Source organism: Janthinobacterium sp. KBS0711 (genome assembly GCF_000988085.1).
GTDB lineage: Bacteria > Pseudomonadota > Gammaproteobacteria > Burkholderiales > Burkholderiaceae_D > Janthinobacterium > Janthinobacterium lividum_E.
Map to the genome: position 1 here is coordinate 1 of NZ_LBCO01000011.1, position 19,511 is coordinate 19,511.

At 61.2% G+C, this 19,511-nt stretch carries 22 protein-coding genes; 15 read left to right on the forward strand and 7 right to left on the reverse strand.

The window, feature by feature from the left end; genetic code table 11:
* The 14 genes from VM94_RS06335 to VM94_RS27145 form a co-directional block, all read left to right on the forward strand.
* Positions 1-838 (forward strand): hypothetical protein (locus tag VM94_RS06335; protein WP_235432860.1); only part of this gene is annotated, 838 nt, incomplete at its 5' end.
* A 90-nt stretch (positions 839-928) separates the two neighbouring features.
* Positions 929-2,020, forward strand: a complete 1,092-nt coding sequence (mnmH, locus tag VM94_RS06340; protein WP_046682718.1) for a tRNA 2-selenouridine(34) synthase MnmH — start codon at positions 929-931, stop codon at positions 2,018-2,020.
* Between the two features lie 45 nt (positions 2,021-2,065).
* On the forward strand, positions 2,066-3,130 hold the full coding sequence (gene selD / locus VM94_RS06345) for a selenide, water dikinase SelD (protein WP_046683064.1): 1,065 nt from the start codon (positions 2,066-2,068) through the stop codon (positions 3,128-3,130).
* A gap of 29 nt (positions 3,131-3,159) precedes the next feature.
* On the forward strand, positions 3,160-4,038 hold the full coding sequence (locus VM94_RS06350) for a putative selenate ABC transporter substrate-binding protein (protein ID WP_046683065.1): 879 nt from the start codon (positions 3,160-3,162) through the stop codon (positions 4,036-4,038).
* 130 nt (positions 4,039-4,168) lie between these two features.
* Entirely contained in the window at positions 4,169-4,981 is an 813-nt protein-coding gene (locus VM94_RS06355) for a phosphonate ABC transporter ATP-binding protein (RefSeq protein ID WP_046682719.1), read from the forward strand.
* 17 nt (positions 4,982-4,998) lie between these two features.
* Positions 4,999-5,811 (forward strand): PhnE/PtxC family ABC transporter permease, encoded by an 813-nt coding sequence (locus VM94_RS06360; RefSeq protein ID WP_046683066.1) that lies wholly within the window; start codon positions 4,999-5,001, stop codon positions 5,809-5,811.
* Positions 5,808-6,611: a phosphonate ABC transporter, permease protein PhnE gene (gene phnE, locus VM94_RS06365; protein WP_046682720.1), complete on the forward strand. Its 804-nt coding sequence runs from the start codon at positions 5,808-5,810 to the stop codon at positions 6,609-6,611. Before VM94_RS06360 ends, phnE begins: the two co-directional genes overlap by 4 nt.
* 23 nt (positions 6,612-6,634) lie before the next feature.
* Positions 6,635-7,000, forward strand: coding sequence for a hypothetical protein (locus VM94_RS06370; protein WP_046682721.1), 366 nt, complete (start codon positions 6,635-6,637; stop codon positions 6,998-7,000).
* Positions 7,001-7,056: 56 nt separating this feature from the next.
* Entirely contained in the window at positions 7,057-7,701 is a 645-nt protein-coding gene (locus VM94_RS06375; protein ID WP_235432861.1) for a hypothetical protein, read from the forward strand.
* A gap of 118 nt (positions 7,702-7,819) precedes the next feature.
* Complete coding sequence (locus VM94_RS28125) at positions 7,820-8,182, forward strand: hypothetical protein (RefSeq protein WP_138829096.1); 363 nt, start codon at positions 7,820-7,822, stop codon at positions 8,180-8,182.
* Between the two features lie 160 nt (positions 8,183-8,342).
* Positions 8,343-8,693: a hypothetical protein gene (locus VM94_RS06380; protein WP_046682722.1), complete on the forward strand. Its 351-nt coding sequence runs from the start codon at positions 8,343-8,345 to the stop codon at positions 8,691-8,693.
* A gap of 14 nt (positions 8,694-8,707) precedes the next feature.
* Complete coding sequence (locus VM94_RS06385) at positions 8,708-9,202, forward strand: GNAT family N-acetyltransferase (RefSeq protein ID WP_082127595.1); 495 nt, start codon at positions 8,708-8,710, stop codon at positions 9,200-9,202.
* 40 nt (positions 9,203-9,242) lie between these two features.
* Entirely contained in the window at positions 9,243-9,815 is a 573-nt protein-coding gene (locus VM94_RS06390) for a hypothetical protein (RefSeq protein WP_046682723.1), read from the forward strand.
* Between the two features lie 206 nt (positions 9,816-10,021).
* Complete coding sequence (locus VM94_RS27145) at positions 10,022-10,660, forward strand: hypothetical protein (protein ID WP_138829097.1); 639 nt, start codon at positions 10,022-10,024, stop codon at positions 10,658-10,660.
* A gap of 431 nt (positions 10,661-11,091) precedes the next feature.
* Here VM94_RS27145 and VM94_RS06400 read toward each other — a convergent pair whose 3' ends face one another.
* The 7 genes from VM94_RS06400 to cyoA form a co-directional block, all read right to left on the reverse strand.
* Positions 11,092-11,628, reverse strand: coding sequence for a response regulator transcription factor (locus tag VM94_RS06400; protein WP_034748067.1), 537 nt, complete (start codon positions 11,626-11,628; stop codon positions 11,092-11,094).
* A complete protein-coding gene (locus VM94_RS06405) occupies positions 11,618-12,967 on the reverse strand; it encodes an ATP-binding protein (RefSeq protein ID WP_034748064.1) in 1,350 nt (449 codons plus the stop codon). Before VM94_RS06405 ends, VM94_RS06400 begins: the two co-directional genes overlap by 11 nt.
* The gene (locus tag VM94_RS06410; RefSeq protein WP_046682724.1) at positions 12,951-13,778 is read right to left on the reverse strand and encodes an SURF1 family protein; all 828 of its coding nucleotides are present in this window, start codon (positions 13,776-13,778) and stop codon (positions 12,951-12,953) included. The genes VM94_RS06405 and VM94_RS06410 overlap by 17 nt, the downstream gene beginning before the upstream one ends.
* Positions 13,775-14,161, reverse strand: coding sequence for a cytochrome o ubiquinol oxidase subunit IV (gene cyoD, locus VM94_RS06415; protein ID WP_034748058.1), 387 nt, complete (start codon positions 14,159-14,161; stop codon positions 13,775-13,777). Before cyoD ends, VM94_RS06410 begins: the two co-directional genes overlap by 4 nt.
* Positions 14,158-14,796: a cytochrome o ubiquinol oxidase subunit III gene (gene cyoC, locus VM94_RS06420; protein WP_034788486.1), complete on the reverse strand. Its 639-nt coding sequence runs from the start codon at positions 14,794-14,796 to the stop codon at positions 14,158-14,160. Before cyoC ends, cyoD begins: the two co-directional genes overlap by 4 nt.
* Complete coding sequence (gene cyoB / locus VM94_RS06425) at positions 14,789-16,792, reverse strand: cytochrome o ubiquinol oxidase subunit I (protein WP_046682725.1); 2,004 nt, start codon at positions 16,790-16,792, stop codon at positions 14,789-14,791. Before cyoB ends, cyoC begins: the two co-directional genes overlap by 8 nt.
* 84 nt (positions 16,793-16,876) lie before the next feature.
* Positions 16,877-17,860: a ubiquinol oxidase subunit II gene (gene cyoA / locus VM94_RS06430; RefSeq protein ID WP_046682726.1), complete on the reverse strand. Its 984-nt coding sequence runs from the start codon at positions 17,858-17,860 to the stop codon at positions 16,877-16,879.
* Between the two features lie 217 nt (positions 17,861-18,077).
* On the opposite strand from cyoA, the gene VM94_RS06435 reads away from it, so the two are divergent.
* Entirely contained in the window at positions 18,078-19,424 is a 1,347-nt protein-coding gene (locus VM94_RS06435; RefSeq protein ID WP_034748049.1) for an MFS transporter, read from the forward strand.
* Positions 19,425-19,511 lie beyond the last annotated feature (87 nt).

Genomic DNA, 19,511 nt, shown 5'->3' on the forward strand with positions numbered 1-19,511 from the left:
GCGAAGCGGCCGTTGCCGCAGCGGCGTGAGCGCCATGGCCGGCCTGTTGACGCAAACCATTGCCAACCTGCTGGCCGCGCAGCAGCAGATCGCGGCCCTCGGTGGCTTGCCGCCAGCCGCCCAGCAGATCCAGGCCGGCTGCAACGCCTTGATCCAGCCCATGGTGACGCAGACGCGCGCGCTGCAACAGAGCGTCGCCGCCTTCGTCCAGACGGCAACGCCGCAGCTGGCGCAAGTACAAAGCATGCTGTCGGCGCAAGCGCCGCTGCCCGATATCAAGGCGGCGATGTCGGCCCTGCAACAGCAGGCACGGCAGCTGCAAGGCGCGGCCAATGGCACGGCGGGCACGCTGACGGCGCAAACGGCGCAATTGATGGGCTATTTCAACCAGCTTGCCGGTGTCAAAGCAGGCTTGCAAAGCCAGGTCACAAGCTTGCAGGGACAACTGGGCGACGCGCAAAGCGAACTCGATGCGGCGCAGAAGCGCTATTACTATCTGCTGGCGCTAGGTCCGTTCGGCCTCGTCGGCCTGGCCGTGGCGCTGGGCCTGTACTTGAAATGGAAGTCCGACGTCAGCGACCTGCAAGGCCAGATCGCCGGCTTGAACGGCCAGATCGGCGCCTTCAATGGCATGAAGGCGGCGTGCCAGCAACTGGGCACGGATTGCCAGAGTCTCGCCGCCAGCATTTCGGGCGTGCGCAATGCCGTCAATTTTCTCGTCAGCGACTTGCTCGAAGTCAGCGGCGACCTGGACGCGGGCGACGCTACGGTCGTCATTGCCCTGATGGCGACAGCCGCCAGCACGGAACTGGCCACCCTGGGCACGGATGCGGCTTGAGCCGCCTGAGGTCCATTGCTTGCAGGGACTGACGGCACGGGCGTTTATCGGGGATAATACGTCTTTCCCCTTGCCAGCACCCGCGCCACGATGAAATACCCCGCAGTTCAGCCTTTCAGCGATATCCTGCCCCGCTTGAGCGAGTTCGATGCCATCATCGACGTGCGCAGCCCGTCCGAGTTCGCGGAAGACCACTTGCCGGGTGCCATCAACCTGCCCGTGCTGGACGACGAACAGCGCGTGCGTGTCGGCACCCTGTACAAGCAGACTAGCGCGTTTGAAGCGAAGAAGCTGGGCGCGGCGCTGGTGGCGAAGAATATCGCGCGGCATATCGAAGACGGTTTGCTCGGTCATCCGCAACACTGGAAGCCGCTCGTCTATTGCTGGCGCGGCGGCAACCGCAGCGGCGCCATGGCGCACATTCTCGCGCGCATCGGCTGGCCCGTCACGCAGCTCGAAGGCGGCTACAAGGATTACCGGCGCCACGTGAATGCCGAGCTGGCCACCCTGCCCGAACGCTTCGACTTCATCAACGTGCTGTGCGGCCCCACGGGCAGCGGCAAGAGCCGCTTGCTGCAAGTGCTGGACAGCCAAGGCGCGCAAGTGATCGACCTGGAAGACCTGGCGGCCCACCGCGGCTCCGTGCTGGGCGGCTTGCCCGAGGAAGACCAGCCATCGCAAAAAGCATTTGAAAGCGCCCTGTGGCAGCAACTGCGCACTTTCGACCCGCAGCTGCCCGTGTTCATCGAATCGGAAAGCAAGAAAGTGGGCCGTTTGCGCGTGCCCGATGCGCTGATGGAAAAGATGCGCGCGGCCGATTGCACGGACGTGCTCCTGGCCACGAACCAGCGCGTGCAATTGCTGATGCAGGACTATGCGCATTTCGTCGGCGACCCGGCCCGCCTGAACGTGCAGCTGGCCCTGCTGACGCAGCTGCATGGCAAGGAAAAAATTGCCCACTGGCAGCAACTGGCTACTTCTGGGCGCATGGCAGAACTGGTGGAAGAATTGCTGGTCCAGCATTACGACCCCGTCTACCGCCAGTCGATCGCCCGCAACTTCAGCCGCTACGCCCAGGCGACGCCGCTGGTGCTGCCCGACATTTCAGAACATGCCTTTGAGCGAGCCGCACGCGCATTATGTGCTATCGTCGGCGAACACCGTACCGCCAGCGCCGCGTGATGCCTGGCTTGCCACCCAATTACTTATTTCAGCAGGATGAAGACCATGTCCGATAGCGCAGCAACAGCCGATACACCGATCCGATTGACCGAATTTGCCCATGGCGGCGGCTGCGGCTGCAAAATTGCGCCGGGCGTGCTGGCCGATATTTTAAAGGGCAGCGGCGGCTTTCCCCTGCCGAAGGAATTGCTGGTCGGCATAGAAACCTCGGATGACGCGGCCGTCTACCAGCTCAACGACGAGCAGGCGCTGATCGCCACGACGGACTTCTTCATGCCCATCGTCGACGACCCGTTCGACTTCGGCCGCATCGCCGCCACCAACGCCATTTCCGACGTGTACGCCATGGGCGGCACGCCCATCATGGCCTTGGCCCTCGTCGGCATGCCGATCAACAAGCTGCCCGTGGAAACCATCGGCCTGATTTTAAAGGGTGGCGAAACCATCTGCGCCCAGGCAGGTATTCCCATCGCGGGCGGCCACACCATCGATTCCGTCGAACCGATCTATGGCCTCGTCGTGCTGGGCCTGGTCCACCCGTCGCAAGTGAAGCGCAACGCGGGCGCACGCGCCGGCGACAAACTGGTATTGGGCAAGCCGATCGGCGTGGGCATCTTGTCGGCCGCGCTGAAGAAGAATGCGCTCGATGCGGGCGGCTACGCCTCCTTGATCGACAACACCACCAAATTGAATACCCCGGGCAAGAAACTGGCCCTGCTCGACGGCGTGCATGCGCTGACGGACGTGACGGGCTTCGGCTTGCTGGGCCACACCCTGGAACTGGCGCGTGGCGCCAAGTTGCAGGCGCGTATCGCCATGAATGACGTGCCGCTGCTGCCGCAAGTGCAGCAACTGGCGCAAAACGGCAACATCACGGGCGCATCCGGCCGCAACTGGCAGGGATATGGCGCCCAAGTGGCGCTGGCCGACAGCCTGAGCGCCATCGACAAGGCAATCCTGACGGACCCGCAAACGGCAGGCCCCCTGCTGGTGGCCTGTGCGCCGGAAGCCGTCGAGCAAGTGCTGGCGATTTTCCGCGCCGAAGGTTTTGCCGACGCCGTCGTCATCGGCGAGATGCAGGAAGGCACGACCGGGGTTTCCGTCATCTAATGAACAAATTTTTTTGCAAAGGCACTCCCATGACCACGTTCTCTAACTCATTTGGCAAGTTCCCTGCCATCCTGGCCACCGTCGCCGCCACCCTGGCCATCCACAGCGGCCTGGCGCAAGCGCAGCAAGTGCTGCGCGTATCGGCCATTCCCGACGAAGCGCCGACGGAATTGCAGCGCAAGTTCAAGCCGCTGGGCAGCTACCTCGAGAAAAAGCTGGGCATGAAGGTGGAATTTACGCCCGTCACCGATTACGCGGCCTCCGTGGAAGGCTTGATCAATAACAAGCTCGACATGGTCTGGTTCGGCGGTTTTACTTTCGTGCAAGCGAACGTGCGCAGCGGCGGCAAAATCGTCCCGCTGGTGCAGCGTGAGGAAGACACGAAATTCCGCTCGGTTTTTGTGACCACCAGCAAGGACATCAACCAGTTGTCCGACCTGAAAGGCAAGAATTTCACGTTCGGTTCGGAATCGTCGACCTCCGGTCACTTGATGCCGCGCTACTACCTGCTGGCCGCCAAGATCAATCCGGACACGGACATGAAGCGCATCGCATTTTCCGGCGCGCATGACGCCACCGTGGCAGCAGTGGCCGGCGGCAAGGTCGATGCAGGCACCTTGAATATCTCCGTGTGGGAAAAACTGGTCGAAGCGAAAAAAGTCGACCCAAGCAAGGTACGCGTGTTCTACACGACACCAGGCTACTACGATTACAACTGGAGCGTGCGCGCCGACATGAACCCCGTCGTGCGCAAGAAGCTGACGGACGCCTTCCTGGCGCTTGACCCATCGACGGCCGAAGGCAAGGAAATCCTCGAACTGCAGCGCGCCACCAAGTTCATCCCGACCAAGGCCGAGAACTACAAGGATATCGAAGCGGCCGCACGCGATGCGAAGTTGTTGAAATAACTTTATTGCTGAACCTGTCGGATTACGTCCTGCGGACTAATCCGACCTACGCTGTCCGTTGTGTGGCGTAGGTCGGATTAGCGGCGCAGCCGCGTAATCCGACACCCCCCAAAAAAAATCGAAACATCGCATGACATTCCAACTTCACAAGGTCAGCGTCCACCACGCGGGCGCAGCCGGCAATGCGCCGGCGCTGCGCGAACTCAGCCTGGACGTGACCCAAGGTGAACAGATCGCCCTGATCGGCCCTTCCGGCGCGGGCAAGACCAGCTTGCTGCACACCTTGGCCTGCGCGCTGCGCCCGGAATCGGGCACATTGAATATCCTTGGCAGCTCACCCTGGCAGATGGCCAGCGCCGAGCGCCACGCCCTGCGCGCGCGCCTGTTCCTGGCGCCGCAGACGCCGCCGCTGCCGCCGCGCCAGCGGGTCGTCAACGCCGTGCTGGCGGGCCGCTTGCCGCAATGGAGCTTGTGGACGGCCATCCGCTCGCTGGTCGCGCCCGCCGATCCGCGTGCCGCCTGGGAAGCCCTCGGCAGATTCAACCTGCAAGACAAGCTGTATGCGCGTGTCGACCGCCTGTCCGGCGGCGAACGCCAGCGCTGCGGCATGGCCCGCGCGCTCGTGTCGGATGCGGAAGTCTTCCTCGTCGACGAACCCTTGTCCGCGCTCGACCCCACACTTGCCTTGCAGACGATCCATGTGCTGCAGGCCGAAGCGACGGCGCGCAACGCCACCCTGATCTGCAGCCTGCACCAGGTGGAAATCGCCCGCGCCTGCTTCACGCGCATCGTCGCCCTGCGCGACGGCAAGGTCGTCTTCGACTTGCCTGGTGCCGAGGTCAGCGACGCCATGATAGAGCAGCTGTACCGCAACAAGGCCGATCCCGCACCGCAATTCGAGGCCGTGGAAACGCACCTGGACGCCGCGAGGCCCCTTTGCTGAAGAGCGCCGACGCCGCCATGCCGCGCGACCCCGCATGGCGCGGCCGCCTGACCGGCGCTGCCGTCGTGCTGCTCGTGCTGTGGCCGATGCTGGTGCAGGCCGAATTCAAGCCGTGGATTTTATGGGATGCGCAAAGCCTGGCGGCCACCTGGCAATTCATCGCCAGCTTCGTGCCGCCCGCCCACTCGCTGGAATTTCTGCAACTGGTGGCCATTTCCAGCTGGGAAACCATTGCCATGGCCACGGCCGGCATGGCGCTGGCCATGCTGGGCGCCATTCCATTAACCTTGCTGGTGACGGAGCGCCTGTCGATTTCGCGCATCGGCTCAGGCCGAGTGTCGCCGCTGGCCGCCAGCGTGCGCCACGCAGTGCGCGCGCTGCTGGTGCTGCTGCGCAGCGTGCCGGAACTGGTCTGGGCATTGTTATTGGTACGTATCGTCGGCCTGGGGCCGACGGCGGGCGTGATCGCCATCGCCCTCACCTACTGCGGCATGCTGGGCAAGGTCTACGCGGAAATACTCGAATCGTCGGATACGTCCGCCTGCAACGCCCTGCTCCACAACGGCAGCGGCCGCTTGAAAGCCTTGCTGTACGGCGCCCTGCCCGAGTCGGCCGCGGAACTGGTGTCGTACACGATTTACCGCTGGGAATGCGCGATCCGCGGCTCCGTCGTCATGGGCTTTGTCGGCGCGGGCGGCCTGGGCCAGCGCATGGATGAATCGATGAAAATGATGGCGGGCAATGAGCTGGCCACGATGCTGATGGTCTTCGTGCTGCTGGTGGCGGGCGCCGATGCCGTGTCCGCCATGCTGCGCCGGAGGCTGGCATGAGGCATCCGCATTTCACCGCCATGCCCGCGCCTGCGCCCGTGCGCTGGTCGACCTGGGCCTTGCTGGCCGGATTGCTGCTGCTGGTCATCGCCAGCTTTGCCACCCTGCCCCTGAAATGGGGCGAGTTCTTCAGCGCCGACGCCGTGCGCACGAGCGCCGACTTCCTGCACGGCTTCGCCCCGCCCGAGCTGGCGCCCAACTTCCTCATGAAAGTGGGCATCGCCACGTTCGAGACCCTGGCCATGTCGGCCATCGGCACGGTGATCGCGGCACTCGTGGGCGCACTGCTGGCCCTGCCCGCCAGCGGCCGCTTCGGTAACGTGGCGCGCAACGCCACGCGCGCCGTGCTCAACGTGCTGCGTTCAATACCAGAACTGGTGTGGGCTTCGATTCTGCTGATCGCCGCCGGCCTGGGCCCGTTCGCGGGCACCCTGGCGCTGGCCCTGCACACGGTGGGCGTGCTGGGCCGATTGTTTGCCGACGCGTTTGAAAACTGCCCGCCCCTGCCTGCCGCCACCTTGCGCATCAATGGCGCGCGCCCCGCCGTGGCCTTTTTGTACGCCACCTTGCCGCAGTGCAGTCCGCAGATGATGTCGTACACCTTGTACCGCTGGGAAAACAATATTCGCGCCGCCGCCATCCTCGGCGTCGTCGGTGCGGGCGGCCTGGGGCAAATGCTGAAATATCACCTGTCGCTGTTCCAGATGCAGAACGCGGCCACCGTCATCGTCGCCATGCTGCTGATGGTGGCCGCCGTCGATGGCCTGAGCTACCTGCTGCGCCGCGCCATGACCCGTTAACCTTACTTTTACAAGGAAAATCCATGGCAGGCTGGTGGACCATTATCTCGACAGACACGCCGGAACAAATGGCCGACATGACGAAAGTCAACAAGGACGCTTTTCTCGCCACGTGGGAAGCGGGCCTGTTCGGCGCCGACTGGATCGCCCAGCTGTGCCACGATGGCAAGGCAACCCAGCTGTCGTCGAACGGCTTTCCCAACCGCTACACGGCGCTGGCGAACGTCGTCGTGCCCCTGCTGCAGGCGGGTATCGCCGAAGCGCAGGATGGCGAATTTCCGCAGGACCGGCTCACAGGCTGGCCCGGCTGCATTACCGTGCACCAGGACCGCATCGCCGCCTGTGAACCCGGTCAACTGCTGACCATCGAAGTGTGGGATCAATCGTAAATGATGATCGAAGGCAAATGGTTTAGACTGATGCGCAGCTGCAACTAGAGGAGTTCATGATGGGATTGGCAATTTCGGTCGGCGCCCTTGCCGACCTGCTGGAAGAAGACCCGGAAGGCGCGCAGTGGCTCGTCACCGCTTTGGAGGAAGCAAATCTTCTGCTGCAAAAAGCGGGGCTGCCACAGCACAGCGAACCGGCCACGCTGCCGCAACTGGACTCGCGCGTCATGCTCGATTCCTTTCCATACAGCTTCCTGCACACTCTGCGCCGCGCGTATGCCCATGCGCGCCTGGATGCGCAATGGCGCGCCACGCCACTGGCCGAAAACGAGGATGCAACGGACGATCCGGTGCTCGATGCCGCGCAGGATGACTTTGGCAGCCACCTGATCTGTCATTCCGACTGCGAGGGCTTTTATTTCCCCTTCGTCTTCGAAGAGGTCATTTTTGCCGATGAGGAACACGCGCTGCTGGGTGGCATGCTGGGCTCCTCGTACAGCCTGCGCGCTGAACTGGTCACGGTCGCGCCCGCGCTGGGCATCTTCCTGCTGGGCGACGAACTGAGCGATGAAGAAGCGGCCCGCATCAATGCGCGCATCGACGCCGAAGAAGGCCTGGAACGCGAACTGGTCGCCTGGCTGGCCGCTTACGAGGCATGCCTGCTCAGCATCGAACACAAAACGGCGATCGTCTTCAATTGAGCATGCTGATACGCACCACCACCACCAGCCACGCCAGCGCGGCCGGTTTTTTCCGATGCCTGGCAGCCTCAACTACCATTCAGCCATTGATGCCAAACGCTGACATCGACTTGCGTGCATGACAAATCAGCACAGCAAGGCTCCCCTGCAGATAGAACACCTCGCTTGGTTCAGCCAGCACCTGGGCGGGCGCTTCCGTACGGCAGGATTGCGCATTCAATTTCATGACAATCAGGAAGCTGGCATCCATTGGAGGGTGGCGTGTCCCGAGGAATACCAGGCCGCCATTCTGCAAGGCTTGCACGAGGCAATGAGCAGCATTTTTCCGCAATATCTGGCAAGCAGCGGAGGGTGGATCACGGAAGTCCTCGTCGACGAAATCAGCTCCTCGCCCGATGCCTTTTATCGCGCAGCCTTGCTGGTGGTAGCCCAGGCCAAGGCACTGTTGGAATTGTCAGGGTGCGCATACAATACGGTGTGAGCAAAATTATGCGAGCGGCGGCAAGCAGCGCAGTGATCCTGTTAATATTGCCAGATACTTCAATGACTGGCGCCATCCCAAGGGCATGCTCCACGCCATTCAAGCACATGTGACGTATTTTCCTGCGCTGCAGGCCACTCTTGCATAGGCTGTCAACACCATGAAAAAACTGCTCCTCGGCGCCCTGGCCGCCTGCTGCTCGCTGCATGCCAGCGCCGCTCCTGTCGAAGACTTTATCGGCACCTGGAAACTGGAACGCACCACCGTCCCGAACTATGTCGTCATCAAACAGGAAGGCGAGCGGCTCGTGGCGTTGCGCTATACGCGCAATGTGCTCACCAACAAGATCACTGAGCCGCGCTTTCCCGCCAGCTACGCGCATGGCGATGTCACCATCGCTGCGGGCGAAACGGTCATCGAAGCGCGCAGCGTGAACGACGTGGCAACCGTCACGATGCTGGCGGAAGCGTACAAAAAGATTTCATCGTCCACGGCCGCGCCGACCAGTTAAGGAATGTCGCAGAATTGAATCACATCGTCATCCGCCCCAGCAGCGCCGCCGACTGGCCGGCGCTGAAGTCCACGCGCCTGGCCGCTCTGCTCGACGCACCCACGGCCTTTGGCGCCAGCCACGCCAGCGCTGCCGGTTTTTCCGATGCCGACTGGCAGCAGCGAGCCACCAGCACGCCACAGCGCACCTTTTTCCTCGCCTTTGACGGAGAACACCCCATCGGCCTGGCCGCACAAGTGGTGGCCGGCAATGGCGAGTGTCATCTGATCGCCATGTGGGTGCATCGGGAATATCGGGGCCGGAATGTCGCGCAAGGCCTGGTCGACGCCGTGAAACAATGCGCCGTCGGCAATGGCCATCCTCGGCTGGTGCTCGACGTGGCGCCGGAGAATGCGCGCGCGGCGGCGTTTTACCGGAAACAGGGCTTTGTCTTTTTACCGGCATGGGAAGCGCTGGAAAGCCATCCGCATATCCACGTGCAGAAGATGGAGTGGCTGGCGCCTGCATAAGTATTAACCAATGGAGAGGTGCAAAGCGATGTTGCGATCTATGTCGACACTCCTGCTATTGACTGTCCTTGCCGGCAAGGCGAGCGCAGCGAATATTCCAGATATCGTTCTTGAATACGCCCATGCGTTTGCTCAAACACAGGCGGCGGACAAGCAAGCATCCACGCCGCCAGCCGACTACGCGCAGTGGTTCTTTCAAGGCTTGACCCATCCCTCCGGCGGCATCGTGACGCAATCGGCCGCCATGCGAGATGCCTACGTGAATGGCCAACGCTATTGGCGCGATCATCCGTCCGAACGGGCCAATATCATGGCAGGCTATGGCTACCGTGCCATCGAGCGCGATGGCGTCTGGTCGCGGGGCTTTGAAAAGAGTGTTTTCCAGCCGGTTTCTATTGACCTGGACGGCGACGCCGGCGCCTGGTGGTTCAACTCCTTCGGCAGCGTTGCGTGGCGGGACGTCGGCCTGGTGGCGCCCAATTCCAACTATGAGCAGCCGCGCGTGCACATTGTCGGTTATCTCAGTCCCAAAGGCCATTATGGCCATCTGGGCGCCTATGAACGTGAAGTCCTGGTCACGTCGGGCGTCGCCGTGCAAGCCGCAGATCATTGAGGGCGAATCCGGATAAACGCGATTTCACGCATTCCATTCATCCCGATTGACATCCTGTCTTAAAAACCTCCTGGCGCCTGTGTGTTTTTCTACACTCATGCCAACCATTAATTGAGATGAAGAGGATGAATATGCGTGCAATAGCTGGTCTTATGCTGTGTTTATGCGGCGCTGCGGTGCAAGCCCGGGCGGACACGGCGCAAGCCATGGAGCCATCCGTCACTGTGAAGGGCATCCGGGATCCGGACTGGAAGCCCTACAGTGCCATGCTCAAGGGCGTCAAACGCTTCGAGGAAAAACATGGTCTGGCGCCAGGCGCGCAACTGCGCTTCATCCTGGAGCCGCGCAGTACCGATGTCGACATGCACGCCATCGCGCTGCGGCTGGAAAGCGACGAGGCAGGGATGCAGATACCGCTGGGCGAGCGCAATATCTTCACCTTGCCCGTCGAACAGGGGCCGCTGTATGAGAAGGCCGAGCTGACCGTGAACCGCAAGGCGGGGTCGGTCAGGTGGATTCCCTATGTCAGGAGCGCGGCGGCCAGCGACACGATCCGCCGCCTGGGCGACCTGCGGCTGGCGTGCGAAGTGCATTGGGCCATCGACAAGGACACCTTGCCTTTTGCGATGCGCACGGCGATGGGCGCACTGGGCGGGCCGTGCAATTTCGTGTCGCAAAAAGGAACCTACAGCTTTTCCGAGCCACGGCGCATCACGGCCGCGACGATCAGCTACAACGACAGAAGCGCGTCCGTGCCCTTCAGCGGCACGTCGTTCACGCCGCCGCTGCGGGAGCAGGACTGGAGCGATGACAGTACGATCGAATTAGTATTCGACACCAATTAGACTGGCCGGCGCCTGAAAACTGCCAATGGCGTGATCCCCATCGGTTTGATATGCTACGAAACGTGGCTCTGTGCTATACAAATAGCTAACGTAGCACATCATTAAACATGGCATGAAAATGCATCCATCAATATTCGAAAAGTTACTTTATGCAAAGTAAAAAATCCAACAGCCATAAAATCGGTTTTTTTGGCTTATTGACTGGACTGCTTGGCTATTTGGTGATTTTATATTTATCTGAATCTTTCGGATTTTTTTTGGTGTATGTGGGATTTATTATATCGTTCTGCAGCGTTGCCATGGTCTGGCTTAATATCCTGGCCAAGCGGAAATCCGGATAATACGTAGCGATACCAGTTGCACCACTGCCCAACTTGGCCAAGCATGCTGCACCGACAATCTCCAGCCCTAATCGGCAGCTGGATGTGCCGTTACTTCACCCGCTGCTTTTCCAGCTTGCGCGCCAATGTGCGCCGGTGCATGCCCAGCCTTCTCGCCGTTTCCGAAATATTAAAATCCGTCTCGGCCAGCATTTCGTGGATGCGTTCCCATTCCAGGGTCTTGATGTTGGTGGCGCGGTTCGTCAGCTCGATGTCGGCATTGCCGGCCACATGGCCGAAGGCCGCTTCGATGTCGTCCGTGTTCGACGGTTTCGCCAGGTACTGGCAGGCGCCCAGCTTGATCGCTTCGACGGCCGTGCCGATGCTGGCGTAGCCGGTCAGCACGACGATCAGCATGTCCGGGTCGTGCTGGTGCAGCATCTGCACGCAGGCCAGGCCCGAGGTATTGCCATTGAGTTTCAGGTCGACGACGGCGTAGTCGGGGCAATGCTGCTCGAGCAGGGCGCTCGCTTCGTCGAAATTGGTGGCCAGGATGACCTGGTAGCCGCGCCGCTCGAACGAACGGCCCAGGGTGCGGGCAAACGCGGCGTCGTCTTCCACGATCAGTAACAGACGGTCATCCTGCATGGTGGTCGCTTTCTCTTTCCAGTTTGATGGCCGCCAGCGGCAAGGCCAGGTGCACCACCGCCCCGCCCTGCACCCGGTTGCGCGCCGTCACCGTGCCGCCCAGTGTACGCGCGACATTGACCACCAGGAACAAACCGAGGCCGCCGCCCGGCTTGCCCTTGCTGCTTTGGTAGGGCTTGCCCAGGTGCGTCAGCATCGACGGCTCGAAGCCAGGGCCCGCATCGGTAATGACCAGGTGCAAGGCGTCCGCTTCGCGCGTCGCTTCGAAACGCAGCCATTCGGGCGACGCTTCCAGCGCATTGTCGAGCACATTGCAAATAGTCTGTTTCAGCGTCGAATCGAATACGACAGGCACGTCGTGCTCGATGCGGTTATCGTACTCGAAACCCTGGATCGGGCGGCTGGTGCGCCACTCGTCGACCAGGTCGTTGAGGAAGGTATTGATCGTCGTTTTCACGGAAGATTCCCCGCGTGCCTCGCCCGCCGACAATAAAATACCGCTGACGATGCTCTTGCAGCGCTGCAGCTGCGCCTGCATTTCCGTGATTTCTTCCAGCAATTCGCTGTTCTTGCTCAGTTCCGGCATGCGGCGCCAGTCGCCGAGGATGACGGAGAGTGTTGCCAGCGGCGTGCCCAGCTCGTGCGCGGCGCCCGACGCCAGCAAGCCCATGCGGATGATGTGCTCTTCTTCCGCCGCGCGCTGGCGCAAGTCCGCCACTTTGGCGTCGCCGGCGCGCTGATTGCGGTTGATGCGCGTGATGAATACCACCAGCAAGGCGGCGTTCAGGATGAAACAGATCAGCAAGCCCTGCACGTACAGGCTGGAAAAGCCCCGCTCGGGGTCGATCGGCAGGATCAAGGGGCCGGGCAGCAAGGCCAGGCCGGCCAGGCACAGGCTCGTGATGGCGACCATGATCCACGTCGACCACACTTCCAGCAGGACGGCGCTGAGGATGACTTGCAATAAGTACAGGAAGGCAAACGGATTGCTTATGCCGCCGCTCAGGTAGAGCTGGGCCGTCAGCACGGTGACGTCGACCAGCAAGGCGAGGAACAGGGCCGTGTTGGAGACGGGCTGGCGTTCGTGCCAGCGCAACAGGCTGGCCAGGTTGAAGGCGATGAGGCAGGACAGCACTTCGAGCATGTAGGGCACGGGCAAGGCGATGCCCAGTCCCACGCCCACGCCGAAGATCGTGCTGATCTGGCCGATCACGGCCAGCCAGCGCAGCTGGATCAACAGCTTCATGTTCTGGTGGCCGGCCGGATGTTCCATCTCGGCCGCCACCGCGCCGCGCTCTAACACTTCGCGGTTGGGCAGGATCTCAATCCTGCCCGGCATGGTCGCTCTCTTGCGTGCCGGCAGCGCGGCGCGCGCGACGGCGCTTGTCTTCGCGCACGATCCACCACGTGATGCCGGCCACCATCAGGGCAAGCGCGAACCACGTCAAGGCGTACACGAGGTGGTTGTTGTGGAAGGAAATCACGGTCAGGCCGCCGACGGGTGCGTCGCTGGCCGTTTCCGATTTTGCCTTTGCATCGACAAAATATGGCGCCACCTTGGTCAGCATGTGCGAGGCGCCGATGGCGGCCACGTCGCGCGAATACCAGTGCTGCGTGGCAGGACTGTTTTCGCGCAAGAAACCGCCGCCCGTCTCGCTGACGCGCAGCAAGCCGTCGACGTGCACGATGCCGGCCGGCGTGCTGGCGGCGATGCCTTCCCGTTTCGGCACGAAGCCGCGGTTGACCAGTACGGTGCTGCCATCGGCCAGACGCAATGGCGTCATCAGCCAGTAACCGCTGCCCAGTGCCGTCGTTGCTTGCACCAGGGTATTAAAAATGGGGAGATAGGTACCGGAGAGTCGCACATGGCGGTATTCGTCCGTTTGCTGCGTGATGCTGGCCCAGGCTGCGGGTCCAGGTGCGTCCGTTGCGGGCGCATGTACGCGTTGTTCGACGCGCTCGATCAGGTCAAGCTTCCAGAACAGGCGCTTGACTTGCCAGGTGCCCAAGGCACAGAAACCGGCAAACAAGATCCCCGCCAGCAAGGCTAATGCGTAGCGCACAGCCATGCCGCGTGGGCCTGGCGCGGCATCTTGCGATGCGGCGCCAGGGGCGCGCCCGGTGTTGCTAGGGCGCGTTTGACTCATCATGGAGCCGTTTTCGTATGCATGTACTCAGGCATCAGATCCGGCATCATGTTGTGGTTCATGTGGTACATGACCCACAGGGAACCGGCCATGGCAATGCCCACGATCATGATGGTGAAGATCAGCGCCATCATGTTCCAGCCGCCTTCGGACTTGGTGTTCATGTGCAGGAAGTACACCATGTGTACCACCACTTGAACAGCCGCGAACGCCAGCAGGACCAGGCCCATGGTGCCCGAGTTGGTGATGGCTTTCGTCATCACCAGCCAGAACGGAATGGCCGTCAGGATCACCGACAGGATGAAACCGATCGTGTAGCTTTTCAGGCTGCCATGATCGTGGTTGTCATGGTGGTGGCTATCGCCGTGTGTGTGGTGGTCGCTCATGGCAGCACTCCCATCAGGTAGACAAAGGTGAAGACGCCGATCCAGATGACGTCCAGGAAGTGCCAGAACAGCGACAGGCACATCATGCGGCGGCCGTTTTCCGGAGTCAGACCATGCTTGTTCAACTGGAACATCAAGGTCACGAGCCAGATCACGCCGAACGTCACGTGCAAGCCGTGGGTGCCGACCAGGGCGAAGAACGACGACAGGAACGCGCTGCGCTGCGGACCGGCGCCTTCGTGGATCAGATGAATGAATTCATACATTTCCAGCGACAGGAAGGCCAGGCCGAACAGGCCCGTGATGCCCAGCCAGACCAGGGTGCTGCGCAATTGCTTGCGCTGCATGGCCAGCATGGCGAAGCCGTAGGTGATCGACGACAGCAGCAGCATGGCCGTGTTGACGGCCACCAGCGGCAGGTCGAACAGCGCGGCGCCCGTCGGGCCGTCCGCGTAGCTGCGGCCGACCACGGCGTACGTGGCGAACAGACAGGCGAAGATCAGGCAATCGCTCATCAGGTAGAGCCAGAAACCCAGCAGGCTGCCGTTTTCCGGGTGGTGCTCGCGCACAAAGTAGCTGCGCGTGCTTGGTGCGGCGCCAGCGGCGCCGGTGTTATGGGCGATGGTATCAGACATGGCTGCTCAGCAATTTAGTATAAGCGTCTTCGGTACGGACCACTTCTTCCGCAGGAATGTAGTAATCGCGCTTGTAGTTAAAGGTATGGACGATGATGGTAACCATCATGATCACGAAGCCGATGCTGGCGACGAGCCACATTTGCCAGATCAGGCCAAAACCGACCAGTGCGCTCAGCGCGGCAATCACGAAACCAGCCCAGGTGTTCTTCGGCATGTGGATCTTCGTGAAACCGGACGTCGGACGCTGGTAACCGTGTTTCTTCATGTCAGTCCATGCATCGAGTTCGTGCACTTGTGGCGTGAAGGCGAAATTATAGTCTGGCGGTGGCGACGACGTCGACCATTCCAGCGTACGGCCACCCCATGGGTCACCGGTCACGTCGCGCAGTGCGTGACGGTTGCGGTAGCTGACGAAGAACTGGATCAGCATGGAGCCGATGCCCAGTGCGATCGAGACGGCGCCAAACCAGGCGATGATGGTCCAGATTTGCAGCGATGGATCTTCGAAGTGGTTGACACGACGGGTCACGCCCATCAGGCCCAGCACGTACAGCGGCATGAAGGCCAGGTAGAAGCCGACGAACCAGAACCAGAACGAGCACTTGCCCCAGAACACGTCGAGCTTGTAGCCGAAGGCTTTCGGGTACCAGTAGTTAATCGCAGCGAAGACACCGAAGACCACGCCGCCGATAATCACGTTATGGAAGTGGGCGATCAGGAACAGGCTGTTGTGCAGCACGAAGTCAGCTGGTGGTACGGCCAGCAATACGCCGGTCATGCCGCCGATGGTGAAGGTGACCATGAAGCCGATCGTCCACAGCATGGGCAGTTCAAAGCGGATACGGCCGCGGTACATGGTAAACAGCCAGTTGAAGATCTTCGCGCCCGTCGGGATCGAAATGATCATCGTCGTGATGCCGAAGAAGGAGTTGACGCTGGCGCCCGACCCCATGGTGAAGAAGTGATGCAGCCATACCAGGTACGACAGGATCATGATGACGCAGGTGGCGTACACCATCGAGGCGTAGCCGAACAGACGCTTGCTGCTGAACGTGGCGACGACTTCCGAGAACACGCCGAACAGTGGCAGGATCAGGATGTAGACCTCCGGGTGACCCCAGATCCAGATCAGGTTGACGTACATCATGGCGTTGCCGCCCAGTTCCGTCGTGAAGAAGTTAAAGCCTGCAACGCGGTCCAGCGACAGCATGGCCAGCACAGCCGTCAGCACCGGGAAAGCGGCGACGATCAGGATGTTGGTGCACAGTGCGGTCCAGGTGAAGACGGGCATTTTCATCCAGGTCATGCCTGGCGCGCGCATCTTGACGATGGTGGCGATCAGGTTGACACCGGACAATAGCGTCCCGACCCCGGCAATCTGCAAGGACCAGATGTAATAGTCTACCCCCACGTCCGGACTGCCGACGATGCCCGACAGCGGTGGATACGCCAGCCAGCCCGTACGGGCGAATTCGCCGACGAACAGCGAAGCCATGACCAGGGCGGCGCCCATGGTGGTCATCCAGAAGCTGAAGTTGTTAAGGAAAGGGAAAGCCACGTCGCGCGCGCCGATTTGCAGCGGCACCACGTAGTTCATCAGACCCGTCACGAAAGGCATCGCGACGAAGAAGATCATGATCACGCCGTGGGCGGTGAAGATCTGGTCGTAGTGATGCGGTGGCAGGAAGCCGGCATTGTCGCCAAAGGCAACAGCCTGCTGGGTACGCATCATCAGCGCGTCGGCAAAGCCGCGCAGCAGCATGACGAGGCCCAGGATCATGTACATGATACCGATTTTTTTATGGTCGATACTGGTGATCCAGTCGCGCCACAGGGTACCCCAGACGCGGAAATACGTCAGTGCCGCAACGAGTGCGATACCGCCCAGGGCAACCATGGCAAAGGTCACCAGCAGGATAGGTTCGTGAAATGGAATTGCATCCCAAGTCAGACGGCCGAATATAAGCTTCGTCAGATCAATATGGTCTAGCATTGTTACTCTCAGAGAAAAAAGGGAGGCGCCAGGCAAACGGCGCCAGTATCTGCAGCGCAATGCGCTGCGGGATTCATGCAGTTGTTACTTGGCTTGAACGCCCTTTTCAACCACTGCATCGCTAGCGACTACTGCCGTTACGGCCGCTACCGGGCTATTTGCCATCGTCAATTTATATGGCTGGACCGGCGTCACGCACAGGGCGTCGGAAACGATGGTGCGGTTCAGGATTGCCTTGTACAGGTCGTTTGGCACGGCGCTGTAGCGGCGAACCGGATCGCGTTCGCTAGGCTGGGCCAGCGACAGGTAGTCGTCGCGGTTCAGCGCGCCGCCACCGGCACGTGCCGATTCCACCCATTTGTCGAAGTCCGCATCATTGACACCGTGGAACTTGAAGCGCATGCCCGAGAAACCGGCACCGCTGTAGTTCGCGGAGAAGCCTTTATAGACGCCAGGCTTGTTGATGACGGCATTCAACTGCGTTTCCATGCCCGGCATGGCGTAGATCTGACCTGCCAGTGCGGGGATGAAGAACGAGTTCATGACGGACGACGCGGTGATCTTGAAGCGGATTGGACGATCGACAGGCGCGTACAGTTCATTCACGGAAGCGATGCCTTGCTCCGGGTAGATGAACAGCCATTTCCAGTCCAGGGCCACGACTTCGACGATCATCGGCTTGTGGCTGGCAGGAATTGGGCGGTTGGCGTCGATACGGCTCAATGGGCGGTATGGATCGAGGGTGTGGGTGCTGATCCAGGTCAGCAGGCCCAGCACGATGATGATCAACAGGGGCGCGCCCCAGATAATCAGCTCGAGGCGAGTCGAGTGGTCCCAGTCCGGCTCGTATTTGGCCGCGGTGTTGTTTTTTCTATAGCGCCATGCGAAAAGCAGGGTCAGGGCGATTACCGGAACGATAATCAACAGCATCAGCAATGTCGAGATGACAATCAGATTGCCTTGCTGAACTGCGATGTCACCAGACGCGTTCAGTACCACCGTATTGCAACCAGCCAACAATGCGAGAGGTAAAAGAAGCAGTCCGCGACGAACTTTTAATGAAAACATACAGGAAAGTCCAGTACAGGGGATGAAGATATGGTACTGTATTCTCACTGGAGCGCGTTGGCAATTGGACGTTTTGTCCACCCCCTTGCTCGGATTTTCACTGGGTGGTTGCGGAGTTTTCCTACAACTACCTATTGAATAGTCCTACTCCGGGCGTGAGACACCCGGGGTATGTTACGCGTTGGCCGAACTCGAAACTATATTGGAGACGATCATCATGTCCAGCACGCGCATACACAGCGGGGATGTACCCGCCGACTTTTCCCCCCACTCCCTGCGCGACGCACGCGGGGCCGGCACGGTCGAATCGCATATCGACCCCGGTGAGATCGCCGTCGGCGTGATCATCGGCCGCGCTTCCGAATACTTTGACTTCTTTGTCTACGCCATCGCCTCGGTGCTGGTGTTTCCGCGCGTCTTCTTCCCATTTGAAGAACGCCTGGAGGGTACCTTATATGCATTCCTGATCTTTTCGTTCGCCTTCATCGCCCGTCCGTTCGGCACCGTGATCTTCATGGAGATCCAGCGCCGCATGGGACGCAGCGCCAAGCTGACGTTCGCCCTCTTCCTGCTGGGCGTGTCGACGGCCGGCATCGCCTTCCTGCCGACGTATTCCCACCTGGGCTTTGCCGCCATCATCTGGCTGTCCGTGCTGCGCATCGGCCAGGGCGTGGCGCTGGGCGGTTCGTGGGACGGCTTGCCGTCGCTGCTGGCCCTGAACGCGCCTGAAAACAAGCGCGGCTGGTACGCCATGCTGGGCCAGCTGGGCGCACCGGTCGGCTTCCTGATCGCCGCCGGCCTGTTCTGGTTCATGCTGACCACCCTGACGGATGAAGATTTCCTCGACTGGGGCTGGCGCTATCCTTTCTATGTGGCTTTCGCCATCAACGTGGTGGCCCTGTTTGCCCGTCTGCGCCTGGTGTCGACGAATGAATATGCGCGCCTGCTCGACGAACGTGAACTGCAGCCCGTGAGCGTGTTTGAAATGAGCCGCGGCCAGGGCCGCAACGTGCTGATCGGCGCCCTCGCCGCGCTGGCCAGCTACGCCCTGTTCCACCTCGTCACCGTGTTCCCGCTGTCGTGGATTTCCGTCTACCAGACGCGTTCCGCCTCGGATTTCCTGCAAATCCAGATGCTGGGCGCCGTGCTGGCCGCCGTCGGCGTGGTGATTTCCGGCGTGCTGGCCGATAAAGTGGGCCGCCGCACCACCCTGGGCGTGCTGGCAGTGCTGATCGCCATCTTCAGCGCCTTCGTGCCAACCCTGATGGGTGGCGGCAATACGGGCCAGGACGTCTTCATCCTCGTCGGCTTCAGCTTGCTGGGCTTGTCCTACGGCCAGGCAGCCGGCGCCGTGACGGCCAACTTCCCTGCCCGCTTCCGCTACACGGGCGCGGCCTTGACGTCCGACCTGGCCTGGCTGGTCGGCGCCGGCTTCGCCCCACTGGTGGCGCTGGGCCTGTCGGCCAACTTCGGCCTTGCCTATGTCAGCTTCTACCTGCTGTCGGGCGCCGTCGCCTCGCTGGCGGCCCTGAGCCTGAACCGGGCGCTGGAAATCCGCGACTGACATTATATATAGAGGCAATCCGGGTGGCAGCGCGCCGCCACCCGGAACACCCCAGAAAACGCCGGCACCGTCCGGCGTTTTTTCGTA